Source organism: Streptomyces fildesensis, from assembly GCF_016107395.1.
GTDB lineage: Bacteria > Actinomycetota > Actinomycetes > Streptomycetales > Streptomycetaceae > Actinacidiphila > Actinacidiphila fildesensis.
Genome location: NZ_JAAIKO010000052.1, coordinates 1 through 15,104 on the forward strand (window position 1 = coordinate 1; position 15,104 = coordinate 15,104).

At 73.0% G+C, this 15,104-nt stretch carries 9 protein-coding genes and 1 tRNA gene; 5 read left to right on the forward strand and 5 right to left on the reverse strand.

What is annotated here, in order from left to right; genetic code table 11:
* Positions 1 to 917, forward strand: a 917-nt coding sequence (locus C6N31_RS37245) for a transposase (protein WP_232486128.1), incomplete at its 5' end; no start/stop codon positions are given.
* A gap of 333 nt (positions 918 to 1,250) precedes the next feature.
* Here C6N31_RS37245 and C6N31_RS37250 read toward each other — a convergent pair.
* The 5 genes from C6N31_RS37250 to C6N31_RS37270 form a co-directional block, all read right to left on the reverse strand.
* Positions 1,251 to 1,327: transfer RNA gene (locus C6N31_RS37250), tRNA-Thr, on the reverse strand.
* A 104-nt stretch (positions 1,328 to 1,431) separates the two neighbouring features.
* A complete protein-coding gene (locus C6N31_RS37255) occupies positions 1,432 to 2,988 on the reverse strand; it encodes an alpha/beta hydrolase (RefSeq protein ID WP_198359241.1) in 1,557 nt (518 codons plus the stop codon).
* 240 nt (positions 2,989 to 3,228) lie between these two features.
* Entirely contained in the window at positions 3,229 to 4,185 is a 957-nt protein-coding gene (locus C6N31_RS37260) for an alpha/beta hydrolase (RefSeq protein WP_198359242.1), read from the reverse strand.
* Between the two features lie 192 nt (positions 4,186 to 4,377).
* On the reverse strand, positions 4,378 to 5,598 hold the full coding sequence (locus C6N31_RS37265; RefSeq protein WP_138355778.1) for a DNA polymerase III subunit delta': 1,221 nt from the start codon (positions 5,596 to 5,598) through the stop codon (positions 4,378 to 4,380).
* A gap of 158 nt (positions 5,599 to 5,756) precedes the next feature.
* A complete protein-coding gene (locus C6N31_RS37270) occupies positions 5,757 to 8,117 on the reverse strand; it encodes an asparagine synthase-related protein (protein ID WP_232486129.1) in 2,361 nt (786 codons plus the stop codon).
* A 1,300-nt stretch (positions 8,118 to 9,417) separates the two neighbouring features.
* Between C6N31_RS37270 and C6N31_RS37275 the strand changes: the two genes are divergently transcribed.
* The 4 genes from C6N31_RS37275 to C6N31_RS37290 all read left to right on the forward strand — a co-directional run bounded on the left by C6N31_RS37275 (position 9,418) and on the right by C6N31_RS37290 (position 15,043).
* Positions 9,418 to 10,833, forward strand: a complete 1,416-nt coding sequence (locus C6N31_RS37275; RefSeq protein ID WP_138355779.1) for an NsdA family TPR-like regulatory protein — start codon at positions 9,418 to 9,420, stop codon at positions 10,831 to 10,833.
* A gap of 343 nt (positions 10,834 to 11,176) precedes the next feature.
* Positions 11,177 to 12,424 (forward strand): L-2-hydroxyglutarate dehydrogenase, encoded by a 1,248-nt coding sequence (lhgD, locus tag C6N31_RS37280; RefSeq protein ID WP_198359243.1) that lies wholly within the window; start codon positions 11,177 to 11,179, stop codon positions 12,422 to 12,424.
* 105 nt (positions 12,425 to 12,529) lie between these two features.
* Positions 12,530 to 13,420, forward strand: a complete 891-nt coding sequence (trmB, locus tag C6N31_RS37285) for a tRNA (guanosine(46)-N7)-methyltransferase TrmB (protein WP_244809250.1) — start codon at positions 12,530 to 12,532, stop codon at positions 13,418 to 13,420.
* 132 nt (positions 13,421 to 13,552) lie between these two features.
* Complete coding sequence (locus C6N31_RS37290) at positions 13,553 to 15,043, forward strand: PrsW family intramembrane metalloprotease (protein WP_138355781.1); 1,491 nt, start codon at positions 13,553 to 13,555, stop codon at positions 15,041 to 15,043.
* Positions 15,044 to 15,104: the final 61 nt, after the last annotated feature.

Here is a 15,104-nt window from a genome sequence, read left to right on the forward strand (position 1 = left end):
GGGCCGTTGGAAAAGGACCTGCTGAGCAGGCACCTCGCCGACGGCCCACCAGTACTCTGTGGAACAACCTCGGCGCCGCCACCGAACGCCTGGTCGCACGGCTGCGGGCACAGTGGATCCCCGAGCCGCCCGAGAAGAGGGAACCGGTGGTGCCGGTCAAGAAGGAGAGCCCGAGCATCCAGCGCAGACGTGAGCGTCACGCCCTGGTCCACGCACTGATGGCCAGGGGCGTCGGGATCGGCGGCATCTGCGCCGAGCTACGGCTGGACCCCAAGACAGCCCGAAAGTTCATGAACGCGCCCACCCCGGAAGCACTGATCAGCGACAAGCCCAACGGCCGCCGAAGCAGTCTGGACGGTCACGCCGCCTACCTCGCGGCCCGCTTGGCCGAGGGCTGCACCAGCACGGGCATGCTGCACCAGGAACTCTACGAGCGCGGGGCCCGGGTGAGCGAACGTACTGTCCGGCGATTGCTTCTCCACCTACGCGAGAACACCGCGCCCACCGCACGCCCCGTCGTCCCGAAGAACCGTGAGGTCACCACCGCTATCCTCACGCACCCCGACAATCTTCCAGAGGCCGACCGGCTCATCCTGAAGGAGCTTCGAGACCGCTGCGAGGACCTCGATGCCGCCTGTCGCCTCGTCGCCACCTTTGCCGAGACGCTCGTGAACCGTCGCGGCCAGGAGGATCTCGAGGGATGGGTCCGCAACGCCGAGAACAGCCCACTGCCTGAGCTGCGGGGATTCGCCAGCGGGTTGCGTCGCGACTGGGCTGCGGTCCAAGCCGGCCTCACCCTTCACTGGAACTCCGGCATGGTCGAGGGCCACGTCAACCGCATCAAAATGATCAAGCGTCAGATGTTCGGTCGCGCCAAGCCCGACCTGTTGCGCAAGCGCATCCTGCTCGCCCACTGAAGATCAAGATCTTGGATTTCACGGAACTCGCGACAGAGCCATGTCCCACTGTCCGTGGACAAGAGCCAAACAGTCGGCCAAGAATACTGCCAAGCCAACCGCCAGCTCACCTGGCCGCCGAGCGCCTCTTGTCGGGTTTCGACAGTCGCTCCACCGCCAGCCGCCCGGCCCGGCGGCCACTCCTGGCCGCACCCGTGCAGCGGCTCTGCAGAAATGGCCGCACCTCGGCCGCACATCGCCCCCAGGGGACTCGACTAACCTCCAGCCCACGGCAGCAAAAGGGTACGGACAAGCAAAAGGCCCAGGTCACGGGCTAGGTGACCTGGGCCTTGCTGGGGCCGCCTTCGGGATTCGAACCCGAGACCTACGCATTACGAGTGCGTTGCTCTGGCCAACTGAGCTAAGGCGGCATACTGCGCTCGGCCAGTGTGGCGGGAGCAGCGGCGCCAAGTCTACAGGGTTGTTGGGGGTGCTCCGTGCAGGGGTGGATCGGGCGGAAATGCAGGTCAGCGGGTCAGTCGCACTTTTTGTTCTTGGGCGGGGTGGTGCCTTCGAGGAGGTAGAGGTTCACGGCGGTGTCGATGCAGTCGGAACCGCGGCCGTAGGCGGTGTGGCCGTCGCCGTTGTAGGTGAGGAGGTGGCCGGAGGAGAGCTGGGAGGCGAGGGACTCGGCCCAGGAGTACGGGGTGGCGGGGTCGCGGATGGTGCCGACGACGAGGATCGGGGCCGCGCCCTTGGCTTCGATGCGCTGGGGCTTGCCGGTGGCCGGGACCGTCCAGTAGCCGCAGATCAGGCTGGCCCAGGCCAGGCCCGTGCCGAAGTGCGGGGAGGTGGAGCGGAAGGACGGGAGGGCGCGCTCGACGTCGGCCGGGGAGGAGAGCGCCGGGGGGAGGTCGAGGCAGTTGACGGCGGCGTTGGCGAACATGAGGTTCGAGTACTTGCCGCTGCTGTCGCGCTCGTAGTACTCGTCGGAGAGCTTGAGGAGGCCGGCGCCGTCGCCCTGCTGGGCCTTGGCCAGGGCGGCGCGGAGCGTCGGCCAGGAGCCCTCGTCGTACATGGCGGAGATCACGCCGGTGGTGCCGAGCGCCTCGGTGAGCGGGCGGGCCTGGCCGGTGGGGAGGGGCTTGGCGTCGAGGGAGCGGAAGAGTTCGTCGAGGCGGTGCCCGGCGTCGTCGGCACTCTTGGTGCCCAGGGCGCAGTCGGTGTGCTTGATGCAGTCGTTCGCGAAGGCGGTGAAGGCGGTCTCGAAGCCGCCGGCCTGGGTGCGGCTGCTGTCGAGGGCGGAGACCGAGGGGTCCATCGCGCCGTCGAGGACCAGCCGGCCGACGCGCTGCGGGAACAGTCCGGCGTAGGTGGCACCGAGGAAGGTGCCGTAGGACTTGCCGACGTAGGTGAGCTTGTCGTCGCCGAGCAGGGCCCGCAGGACGTCCATGTCACGGGCCGATTCGACCGTGGAGACATGGCCGAGGAGCTTGGCGGAGCGCTTCGCGCAGCCGGCCGCGAACCCCGTGTCGGCGGTGACGAGCTTGCCGGTCTCGGCGGCGTCGTCGGGGGTCGTGTCGACGGCGGTGAAGGCGTCCATCTGCGCGTCGGTGAGGCACTCGACGGGCTCGCTGCGGGCGACGCCGCGCGGGTCGATGGCGGCCATGTCGTAGCGGGCGGTGACCGGTGCGGGGTAGCCGAGCGCCGCGTACTGCAGGTAGTCGATGGCCGAGCCGCCGGGACCGCCGGGGTTGACCAGGAGCGAGCCGAGGCGCGCGCCGGGGCCCGCCGCCTTCTTGCGGGCGACGGCGAGCTTCAGATCGTCGGCCGCGACGGGGTGCGCGTAGTCCAGCGGGGCCTTCATCGTGGCGCACTCGAAGCCGGGGACGCCGCACGAGTGCCAGTTCAGCTTCTGCGTGTAGTACGGCGCCAGGCTCGCGTCGCCGGCCGACGGGAGCGGGCCGAGCGAGCTGGCGGTGGTGGAGGCGGCGGCGCTGTGGCCCGGGCCCCCGCTGCTGCATCCGGAGAGGAGCAGGCCTGCCACCGCGAGGGCGCTGGCGGGGATACGGAGCGGGCTCTTGGAGTACATCGGCGGCTCGGGTCCTCCCGTCGGGTGAGGGGGAGCGTATCCGTCCTGCTGGGGTGGAGGCGGGCTCCGCCGCCCGCTCATGGGCTATTTGTAGGCTTTTTGTGGGCCGTTTGAGGGTTGATCGAGTGGCTGGGTCCGGGTGAGCGGCTGGGTCCGGGTGAGTGTCCCGGCGGGTGTCCGGGGGCGGGTGTCCGGGGCCAGGGGTCTCGCGGGGTGCCTGCGCCGGGTGGTGCGCTCCCGCTACGGGTGCTTCGGGCCGTCGACCTTTTCCGTCAGGTAGCCGGCGACGCGGGCGAAGAGTTCGCGGCGGCCGCTCACGCCGTCGATGACGCGTACCTCGTCGGCGCGGGGGCGCAGCGCCGTGCGGAACCTGAGGGCCGAGTCGCGGGAGGCGCTCTCGCCGGAGCCGGAGGCGATGAGGAGCGCGGGGCGCCGGCCCGCCGGGGACGGGGGCGGGACGGCGACGCCCTCGTACCGGCCGGAGATCCCGGCGACCGCGCGGTAGCGGTCGGGGTGGGCGAACGCCTCGCGGACCGCGCACGCCGCACGGTCGCCGACGCCCAGGATCGCGCGCGCCGACCGGGTCGTCAGGGTGCGGTAGTGCCGGGCGACCGCGTCGAGATCGGGTCCCGCGCCGCCGCAGGTGCGCGGGATCACGAGCAGGAACGGGTCCGCCAGGCGCCGCTGGACCTGGGCGGCGAAGCCCGCGTAGAGCTCCTGGTCCCCGGCGCCGACCTCCGCGACCACCACGGGGAAGGAGACCTTCGCGGCGCGGGGGTACGCGTACTGCTGTGGCGTCCAGACGCGTGTGCCGTCGGCGAGCTCCTGCAGGACGCCGCCCGCCGGGCGGGAGATCGTACGGGGCGCCGCGGACCCGGACCCGGACGCGGGCGGTGCGGCCGCGCGGGCGGGCGGCCGGGGAGGCGCGGGCGGGCGGAGGTCCACCGCCGTACGGGCGGCGGCCGTCACCGTGCCCCCGCCGCCTCCCGGTGACAGCAGCGGCACGGCGACAGCGACCACCGCCAGGACGGCCACGCCCGCGGCGGCGGCGCGCAGCGCCGTACCAGTGCGGTCCTGCGCCAACTCGTAGACGCGGCCGGACCGTTCCGACCACCAGTAGCGCAGCGCGGAGCGCACGAGTGCCACGGCGGCGGCAGTGGTGAGGAAGAGCAGAGTGAACAGGACGGCATCAGCCACGGTACGGACCACCTCAGGGACGACTACGGCCCCCGGGTGGGCTCCGGCGGCACTGTCAGCAGCCTGCAACGCGGCACGCCGGGTGGGCGGTCGGCGTTACGGGTCCCTGCCGTTGATCACCCAAAGGCACCAAAGACGCCGAGGTGACGACAGCGGGCCGAGGAGGGCGAAAGCCCCGTCGGCCCGCCCCCGTCAGCCCGCCCGCAGCGACAGCGTCATCGCCTCCACCGCCAGCAGCGGCGCGACGTTCCGTTCCAGTGCCTGCCTGCAGGCCAGGATCGACTCGATCCGGCGCAGCGAGTTCTCCGGACGGGAGGACGCCGCGATGCGCTCGATCGCGTCGCGCGCCTCGACGTTCGCGATGCCGACCTTCGAGCCGACCTGCACCGCGAGCACGTCCCGGTAGAAGCCGGCCAGGTCGATGAGGGCCAGGTCGAGCGTGTCCCGCTGGGTACGGGTCGATCGGCGCTTCTGGCGGTCAGCCAGGTCCTTCATGGCGCCCGCCGTGCCGCGCGGCATCCGGCTGCCGGCGCCCGCCGACGCCCCGAGCGCGGCCCGCAGCTCCTCGGTCTCCTTGCCGTCCACGTCCACGGCGACCTGCTTGGCGTCGTCCGAGGCCGCGTCCACCAGTTCCTGCGCGGCCTTCAGACACCCGCCCACGTCGTCCACCCGCAGCGGTACCCGCAGCACGGTCGCCCGCCGCGCCCGCGCCTGCTCGTCGGTGGCGAGCCGGCGGGCCCGGCCGATGTGGCCCTGCGTCGCCCTGGCGACCGTCGCGGCCAGCTCGGGGTCGATCCCGTCCCGCCGCACCAGGACGTCGGCGACCGCTTCCACGGACGGGGTCCGCAGGCTCAGCAGCCGGCACCGGGAGCGGATGGTCGGCAGCGCGTCCTCGACCGAGGGCGCGCACAGCAGCCAGACGGTCCGGGGCGCGGGCTCCTCGACCGCCTTCAGCAGCACGTTCCCCGCACCTTCGGTGAGGCGGTCGGCGTCCTCCAGGACGATCACCTGCCACCGGCCGCCCGCCGGCGACATGGCGGCCCGCCGCACCAGGTCACGGGTGTCCTTCACGCCGATCGACAGCAGATCCGTCCGGACGATCTCGACGTCCGCGTGCGTCCCGATCAGCGTCGTGTGGCAGCCGTCGCAGAACCCGCAGCCCGGTACCCCGCCCAGCGCCCGGTCCGGGCTCGTGCACTGCAGGGCCGCCGCGAAGGCGCGGGCCGCGGTGGAGCGGCCGGAGCCGGGCGGGCCGGTGAACAGCCAGGCGTGCGTCATCTTGGACGCGGTCGGCAGCGCCGCGCCCTTCGCGCCCGCCGACGTGGCCGTCACCAGGGCATCGGCATCCCGCGCGGCCGCGGACAGCTGCGCCGTCACCGCGTCCTGGCCGACCAGGTCGTCCCACACCGCCATTACGAGTCCTCTGCGGTCGCCGTTCGCTCCATCGCCCGTTGCCATCGCATGCCATCGGACCTGCACACCATTGTCGGGCATCGCACTGACAACGGATCGCCTCCCATCGGCCGACCCCTGACCGCCCTACCGCTCACATCGTGTAACCGCCCTACCGCTCACATCGTGAGCCGGCGCACCCCGCCCGCCACAGCGCGCTGCTCCGGAGCGTCCGCCCCGGTCCAGCAGGATCCGCGGCGGGCCAGCAGCCGGCGGAGCCAGACCTCCGTCGCGACGAGCTCGCCGAGCCCGTCCAGCGGGAGCGCCTCCCCGTCGGCGGCGGCCCGCAGGGCCTGGCGGACGACGCGGGCCTCGACGAGCCCGGCGTCGGCGAGCAGCGGTGTGTCGAACAGCTCGATGAGGTCGTCGACGGAGGACCGCAGCCCGGTGCGGAACGCGGCGGCGGTCGAGACATGGGAGTTGGCGCCCCAGCCCGGCGGCAGCTCCCGGATCCCGGAGCCGGCCAGGACCGCCCGCAGCACCGAGACCCGCGCCCCGGGCTGCACGCGCAGCGCCTCGGGCAGCGCCCGGCAGGCGCGGACGACCTGGTTGTCGAGGAACGGGGCGTGCAGCCGCTGGCTGCGCACCTCGACGGCCTGCTCGAAGACGCGGTGGTCGGCGGCGTGCCGGGCCAGCGCGGCCCGCGCGCGCCGGTCGCCCGGACGTTCCACCGGTCCCGGCCGGGCGGCCGCCTCCTGGAGGCGAACCGATACTTCGGCGAGGGCCTCGCCGGTGAGCCAGCGGGCGGCCGGGCCCGGCCGCACCCAGGCCAGCGCGGCGAGGGAAGCGTTGAGCGCGGCGCCAGGACCTGTGTCACCGGAGCTCGAGCCGGGACCGAAGCCGTTGCCGGAGGCCGCGGACGAGCCGGAGCCGTAGCCGAAGTCGCGCCGCAACAGCCGGGCCGCGGCGTCCTGCACGCCCTGCTGGTAAGGCGTACGGGCCAGCCGCCGGGCGGCGCGGTAGACGGTGAAGGGGACGAGGACGGAGCGGCTGGTCGGGCCGTCCGCCGTGGCGAGCGCGGCCACCGGACGCAGCATGTGCCGGCGGTGCCGGTCCAGGAGCAGGTCGGCGAGGCGTGCCGGGTGCGCGTCGAGGACCTGGCGGGCGCCGTGCCCCACGAGGTGGTCGGCGCCGCCCGCGGCGAGCCGGCGGCGGTGCCGTTCCGCGGTGATGAGGGACGGTCCTGGCTCGTCGGTGAGCGGGCCCGAGCCGAGGTCGGCGTACGGGAGCGCCTCGGTGCCGCCCGGCACCACTACGTGGTGCAGCCGGGGGTCGGCGGCCATGGCCCTGGCCCGTTCGAGTTCGGCGTCGCGGGACTGCAGTCCGCCGCCCGCCAGATCGTTGAAGGTGACGGCCAGCAGCCGCTGCCCGGCCGAGGACCCGTGGCCGAGCGGGGTGCCGGGCATGCCGGGCAGTCCGGCGGCGAGCAGCGCGAGAGTGGCGGAGGCGCTGCCTCCGGACAGGTCCGCGCCGATGCCGGGGGACGGTGCCTCGCCGGCCTCGGGGATGAAGCGCGGCTGGGCGAGCCGGGCCCGTACGGCGTCGACGAGGGCGTCGCGGACCCCGGTGATCGCCGCCTCGGTGTCGGAGGCGGAGGTCTGGTTGCCGACGGCGAGCGACGCGGTCGCCTCGTAGCCGCTGATCTCGGGGACGCCGTCGCGCAGGATGAGGGCGTGGCCCGGCGGCACCCGCCGGACGCCGATGTACGGCGTCCCGTCGCCGAGTGCCTCGGGCGAGTCCGGGCAGGCGAGGGTGGCGGCGAGGTGGGTGACGTCCAGCCCCGCCTCGGTGAGGTCCGCGAGCGGGAGAGCGGCCGTCGCGAAGGCCGTACCGCCCGCCCAGCGGGTGTGGAAGACCGGCCGGGCGCCGGCGAGATCGCCCAGGATCGTGATGCGGCGCCCGAGTTGGAGTACGGCGGTGTAGCTGCCGGGCCATGCGGTGAGGTGGCGCAGGGCGCCCCCGCGGGCGGCGAAGAGGCCGACGCGCAGCTGGGCGTCGCTCGCGTGGCAGCGGCCGAGGATGGCGATCCGGGCGATGGCGGGGTGGCTGCTGCCGTAGCCGCTGCCGTGACCGCCGCCGTAGGTACTGCCGTTGCTGTCGCCGTAGCCGTTGGCGCTCTGGTAACTGGAGGCTCCGCGGCTGCTGTTGCCGCTGTAGCCGTTGTTCCCGTACCCGTTGTTCCCGTCCCCGTAGCTTCCGGAGCCGCTGCCGTACCCGCTCCCGTAGGCCGCGCCGGAACCGGACCCGGACCCGGAACCCGAGCTGGATCCCGAACCGGAATAGCTGCTGCCGCCCTGGTAGGAGGCGCCGGCCGGGTCGGCGTGGATCACGCGGACTTCGTCAGCACGCCAGTCACCGACCGCCCACAGCGGATCCGGGTCGCCCCACAGAAGTTGCGCGCCAACCGGGAGGACCGTACGGGCCTTAGTGCCCGGGAGTGACCCCGCGGCGGCACTGCTCCACCCCACCAACCACCGCATCGCCGCCTCCACAGGCTGTGGACCACTGGCTGTGCGGCATGCGAACTGCCGCTCCGCCTGAGGAACATGCTGCCATGGCACGGCGCACAAGGAGGCGCATGGGCGCAGGGAGGAGCGCCGGGTCGTCCGCGTGAAGCCAAACGTCGGTTTCACGCCAAAGTGGCTGGCACATGCCGGAGTTGATATGCCGGTCGCCGGATGCGTGGTCGAACGGGCTCATATACGGGACATACGCCGCATAAAAACAACAGTCCGGGAGGCGTCCGCACGCCTCCCGGACCGGTCCGCCGCCCGCGGGGATTGTGGCGGCGGAGCCCCCTGGCCCGCCGTCTCTTGCCATTGCCGCTTGTCGAGGCCACGGGCCGACCCACCCGTCCATGGAAGCGCTCCTGATCAGGACGGCAAAGAGCGCACGGGCGGGCGCACAGCCACATATACCGGGAGCACGGGCACTTTTTGGGGGCTGCAATCTCGCCATCCGGGACAGGCCTCTTAACGGTCGGGATGCGGCGAACTACGCTGGGTGTACCCGAGTAGCGAACGCCCCGGCATCTCGGGGCCCGGTTTGTCCTCGACATTGGCCGAATCGGGCTCCACAGACATCACAGCCTCTACAAGGGGGCTGGGGCGGCCGTTCTTTGTGTCGAGGGGGTGGCAAGAGCGTGGTCCACGTGCGCGGCCCTCGTGTGTCCGGACGGACCGGCGCGTCCGGCATCCCCGGCGCGTCCGACACTCCCGGCCCGGCTGCTGTTCCCGGCCCCACCGGCATCCCCGGCCCGGCCGGCGTCCCCGGCCCCGCCGATACCCCCGGCTTACCCGATGCCTCAGGACCACCGGGCCCTTCCGGCTCGCCCGGCCCACCCGGTGCACTTCGCCCACCCGGCTCATCCGGTGCACCTGGCATTTCCGGCTCATCCGATGCCCCAGGCTCATCCGGCCCGATCAGAGCGACCCGCCCGTCCGGCCCGACCGGCTCGCCGGGAACGGCCGTCGCGCCCGGTGCGCCCGGTACGGCCGGTGCGTCCGACGAGGAGTGGCCATGCTGTGCTCTCCCGGGAGGCAGCTTCCGCCGCCCCCCGTTCTCGCCCGAGTTCTCGCCCGCATCCCCCCTCGGTCCCCTATCTGGGTGCCGAACCGGGGACCGAAACGAGTACCCAACCGGGGACCGGACCGAGTACCGAACCCGGGACCGGACCGAGTACCGAACCGGGTTCTCACCCGGGCTCCCGTCTGCACCGACCCCCCGAGAGACAACCAGGCCGTCCGGCCTGCCCCCAGCGGCATCGCGAGGTGAACCGCAGTGAACAAGGAACATCGCGGGCCGAACGAAAAGCTCGGCACCCTTCTCGCCCTGGCCGCCATCAGTAACGCGGGCCTCGCCCGCCGGGTCAACGACCTGGGCGCGCAACGGGGCCTGACCCTCCGCTACGACAAGACCTCGGTGGCCCGCTGGGTCAGCAAGGGCATGGTGCCGCAGGGCGCCGCACCGCACCTCATCGCCGCGGCCATAGGCAGCAAGCTCGGCCGTCCCGTCCCGCTGCACGAGATCGGGCTCGCGGACGCCGATCCGGCGCCCGAGGTCGGGCTCGCCTTCCCGCGCGACGTCGGCGAGGCGGTGAAGTCCGCCACCGACCTGTGGCGGCTCGACCTGGCCGGCCGCCGCGGCCCCGGCGGTGCCGGCATCTGGCAGAGCCTGGCGGGCTCCTTCGCGGTCAGCGCGTACGTGACCCCCGCCTCGCGCTGGCTGATCACCCCCGCCGACGCCCTGGTCGCGCGCGACGCCGCCGCGCCCGGCACCGCCCACGTCGGGCACTCGGACGTGGCGAAGCTGCGCGAGGCCGCGGACGACGCCCGCCGCTGGGACTCGAAGTACGGCGGCGGCGACTGGCGCTCCGGCATGGTCCCCGAATGCCTGCGGGTCGAGGCGGCACCGCTGCTGCTCGGCTCGTACAGCGACGAGGTCGGCCGCTCGCTCTTCGGTGCCACCGCGGAACTCACCCGGCTCGCCGGCTGGATGGCCTTCGACACCGGCCAGCAGGAGGCCGCGCAGCGCTACTACATCCAGGCCCTGCGGCTGGCCCGCGCGGCGGCCGACGTCCCCCTGGGCGGCTACGTCCTGGCGTCGATGTCCCTGCAGGCCACGTACCGGAACTTCGCCGACGAGGGCGTCGACCTCGCGCAGGCCGCCCTGGAACGCAACCGCGGTCTGGCCACCGCCCGCACGATGAGCTTCTTCCAGCTCGTCGAGGCCCGCGCCCACGCCAAGGCCGGCGAAGCCGCCGCGTGCGCCACGTCCCTCGCGGCGGCCGAGTCCTGGCTGGAGCGCTCCCGGGACGGCGACGCCGATCCCGCCTGGCTCGGCTTCTACTCCTACGACCGGCTCGCCGCCGACGCCGCCGAGTGCTACCGCGACCTGCGGGTACCCCGCCAGGTGCAGCGGTTCACCGAACAGGCGCTGGCCCGGCCCACGGAGGAGTACGTCCGCTCGCACGGACTGCGCCTCGTCGTGTCCGCCGTCGCCGAACTCGAGTCGGGGAACCTGGACGCCGCCTGCGCCGCGGGGACCAAGGCGGTCGAGGTCGCCGGCCGCATCTCGTCCGCGCGCACCACGGAGTACGTCCGTGATCTGCTGCACCGGCTGGAGCCGTACGGCAACGAACCGCGGGTCGTCGAGCTGCGGGAACGGGCCAGGCCGCTGCTGGCGGCGCCAGCGTGATGCCGCCCTAGGCACAACCGAAGCCGTAACCGATGTTGTCGCCCTGGTCGTAGCTGTAGCCGTAGCTGTAGCTGTAGCAGTAGACGTCGTGAGTTCGGGAACTCACGAACCCGTGAGCCGCCCGTGGACCGCCTGTGCGGTCCACGGACTGCGTCCACGGGTCGCACACCTTGCCCCGCAAGGGTTTGCGACGATTGTCAGTGGGCCAGTTCATGATGGGGATGTCTTCAGGTCGAGGACTTCATGGCGTCATGGCGGGGGCTTCATGAAGGGGACTCATGATGGGGGCCCATGATGGGGGCGACTGGCCGTCCGGTCAGAAGCGCGGAGCCGGGGAGGTGGCATGGGACCGTACGCCGATGATGTGAACGATGTCGTCGTCATCGGGGCGGGCATCGTCGGCCTGTCCACGGCCTACGCGCTGACCCGTGCGGCACCGGGCACGCGGGTGACGGTCCTGGAGAAGGAGCCCGGCCCGGCCCGGCACCAGACCGGCCGCAACAGCGGAGTGATCCACAGCGGGATCTACTACCCCCCGGGGTCGCTCAAGGCGCGCTACGCCCTCCAGGGCTCCGCCGAGATGGCGAAGTTCTGCGCGGAGCACGACATCGCGCACGAGATCACCGGCAAGCTCATCGTCGCGACGGAGCGGGACGAGCTGCCCCGGCTGCATGCTCTGGTCCAGCGCGGCCGGGAGCACGGCATCTCGGTGCGCGAGCTGGGCCCCGCCCAGATCCAGGAGTACGAACCGCAGGCGGCCGGCCTGGCCGCCATCCACGTCGGCTCCACCGGCATCTGCGACTACGGCGCGGTGGCCGCGACCATGGCCCGGCTCGCCACCGACGCGGGCGCCAGGATCCAGTACGGCGCCGAGGTCCGCTCGATCACCCGCACCCGCGGCTCCGGGCCGGACGGCGCCGGGATCGTCGTCGAGTCCACCACCGGTGAGATCCGTACGAAGACCCTCGTGAACTGCGCGGGCCTGCACTGCGACCGTGTGGCCCGCCTCGCGGGCGACGAGCCCGGGATGCGCATCGTCCCCTTCCGCGGCGAGTACTACGAGCTGAAGCCGTCCCGTACCGGCCTGGTCCGCGGCCTGGTCTACCCGGTCCCCGACCCGGCCTTCCCCTTCCTCGGCGTCCACCTCACCCGGGACGTGCACGGCGGGGTGCACCTCGGCCCCAACGCGGTCCCGGCGATGGCCCGCGAGGGCTACCACCGCCGCACGTTCCGCGCCCGGGACATGGCGGAGGTCGCCGGCTACCCCGGCACGTGGCGGATCGCCCGCCGCCACTGGCGGTACGAGATCGGCGAGATCCACCGCTCGCTGTCCAAACGCGCCTTCACCGCCGCCGCGCAGCGCCTGCTGCCCGCGCTCCGCACGTCCGACCTGATACCGGCGCCCGCCGGCGTCCGCGCCCAGGCGGTGCTCCGTGACGGCACCCTCGTCGACGACTTCCTGTTCGGCGGCTCCGGCCCCTTCGTCCACGTCCTCAACGCGCCCTCGCCGGCCGCGACGGCGTCCCTCCCGATCGGGCGCGAAGTGGCCCGCCGGGCCCTGTCGGCACTGGCCACCCTGCAGACGGCGTAGCCGGGTCCGGGCTCGCGGGCGGAGGGGCCGGGCCGGGGGCTGACGACCGGCCCCGCCGCCGGCCGGGCGGGGGTGCTTCCACCCGCCCGTAGAATTGGGCCCATCGTGTCTAGTTCACCCACGCCCCCCAGCACCCCCGCGGCCGAGTCCCTGGTTCCTGCCGCGCACGCCGAGCCCGTCGTCGTGGCCATACCGGCAACGGCCGCTGAGCCCGCGGCCCCGGCCCCGGCCGCAGCACCGGCCTCCGAGCGTTCCGCCGGCCGCCCCGCCGCCCGGCCCGCGAAGTTCCCCGACGGTCCGGCTCCGGACCCGGCGGGCTCGCGTGAGGAGCACCGCATCCGGACGTTCCACGCCCGCCGCGGCCGGGTGACCGACGCGCAGGCCGGCGCGCTGGAGCGGCACTGGGCGGAGTGGGGCGTGGAGCTCGACGGCTCCCCCCTCGACCTGGCCAAGCTCTTCGGGGACCCGGGCCTGCCCATCGTCCTGGAGATCGGTTTCGGGATGGGTGACGCCACCGCGCGGATGGCCGCCGACGACCCGGCCACCGGCATTCTGGCCGTCGACGTGCACACCCCCGGCCAGGGTAATCTGCTCAATCTGGCCGACCAGTACGGCCTGACGAACGTCCGGGTCGCCAACGGCGACGCGATCGTGCTGCTCCGCGACATGCTCCCTCCCGAGTCCCTCTCGGGTCTGCGGATCTACTTCCCGGACCCGTGGCCCAAGGCCAAGCACCACAAGCGCCGGATGATCCAGCCCGAGTTCCTGGCCCTGGTGGCGCCGCTCCTCCGCCCCGGCGCGACGCTGCACTGCGCGACCGACTGGGAGCCGTATGCGGAACAGATGCTGGAGGTGCTTTCCGGCAGCCCGGACTTCACCAACCAGTACGGCGACGGCTACGCCCCGCGCCCCGATTTCCGTCCCATGACCAAGTTCGAGCGCCAGGGACTGGCCAAGGACCACATCGTCCACGACCTGCTGTTCACTCGCCGCTAAGCCTTGCCCCCTGCTGCCGCTGGGAGGCGCCCCCGGCCTAAGCGGAATCCGGAACGGTCGATTCCGGCCGCAGCCGAAGACGTATGGGGAAGGGCATCGCGCACACCCTCCATCCCCCCGTACTGTCGACTGGTGTCCTCGTACTCGCATTCGCCCGACTCCTCGAACCACCCGGTCCCCGAGTACCCAGAGCACGCTCAGAAGGCGCCCGAGTTCACCACCGTCCCGACCGCTCCGGAACAGTGGCACTACAAGCCGCGCCGCGCCTTCTGGGAGAGCAAGGCGGTACGCGCCGGAGCCCTCTTCACCCTGCTCGCGCTGTGCGGTGTGATCATCCTCGCGCTGGTGCGGCAGCAGATAGGGACGGAGGGGTTCTTCGTCGGCCTCGCCCTGTCGATCCTGCCGGTGCCGGTGCTGATCTGGGCGTTCATCTGGCTCGACCGGGTCGAGCCGAGTCCGTGGAAGAACCTGGTCTTCGCCTTCGCCTGGGGCGCGTGCGCCGCGACCCTGGTGGCGATACTGGCGAACGAGTACGCCACCGAGCTCCTCGCGACGACCTTCACCGCGAGCCCGTCCCAGACCGACACCTGGGGCGCGACCTTCGTCGCCCCGCTCGTCGAGGAGACGGCCAAGGGCGCCGCGATCCTGCTGCTGTTCCTCTTCCGGCGCCGGCATTTCGAGAGCATCGTCGACGGCATCGTGGTGGCCGGCCTCACCGCGACCGGCTTCGCCTTCACCGAGAACATCCTGTACCTGGGCTCGGCCTTCGGTGAGGACCAGGCCTACGGCTCCTCCGGCCTGCAGTCCTCCACCGCGGCGACCTTCTTCGTCCGGGTCGTGATGACGCCGTTCGCGCATCCGCTCTTCACCGCGATGACCGGCACCGGCTTCGCCATCGCCGCCATGACCCGGCCCGGCCGCCCCTGGCGCTGGCTCGCCCCGATCGGCGGCTGGCTGCTCGCGATGCTCCTGCACGGCGTCTGGAACAGCTCGGCGTCACTCGCCCCGCTCGGCTTCCTGGCGATGTACGGCGCGATCATGATCCCGGTGTTCGCGCTCGTGGTGTGGCTCGCCATCTGGTCGAGGTCGAAGGAGCTGGGGCTGATCCGCGCCCAGCTGCCGGTCTACGCGATGGCCGGCTGGCTGACCCCGCCGGAACCCGTCGCGCTCGCCTCGATGAAGGCCCGCAGCGTGGCCCGTGCCGCCGCCCGCCGCGCGCACGGCGACGCGGCGGCCCGCACCGTCCGCGAGTACATCGCCTTCGCGACCCATCTCGCCTTCCTCCGCGCCGCCGCCGCCCGCGGCACCGCCGGGCCGCACTTCGTGGCCCGCGAGCAGGAGCTCCTCCACCACCTCTGGCAGCGCAAGGACGTCGCCCAGCCCGCCCTCACCCACGCCGCCTGGGCGACCCGCCCGGCGGTGCCGCCGGCGTGGGGCCAGCGGCAGCAACCGCCGTACGGGCCGTATCCGCAACGCCAGTACGGCCAGCACTACGGACAGCAGCCCTACGGCCCGCAGCAACCCGGGCCCCAGCCCTTCGGACCCTCGTCCCCCGGGCCGCAGCCCCTCCGCCCCCAGCCCTACGGCCAGCAACCGCCCCCGTACGGCGGTCAGAACATCTGACCCACCCGACGCTTCCCTGCGCCCGGCCCGCGCCCCACCCGCACCCTGGCCTGCGACGGCA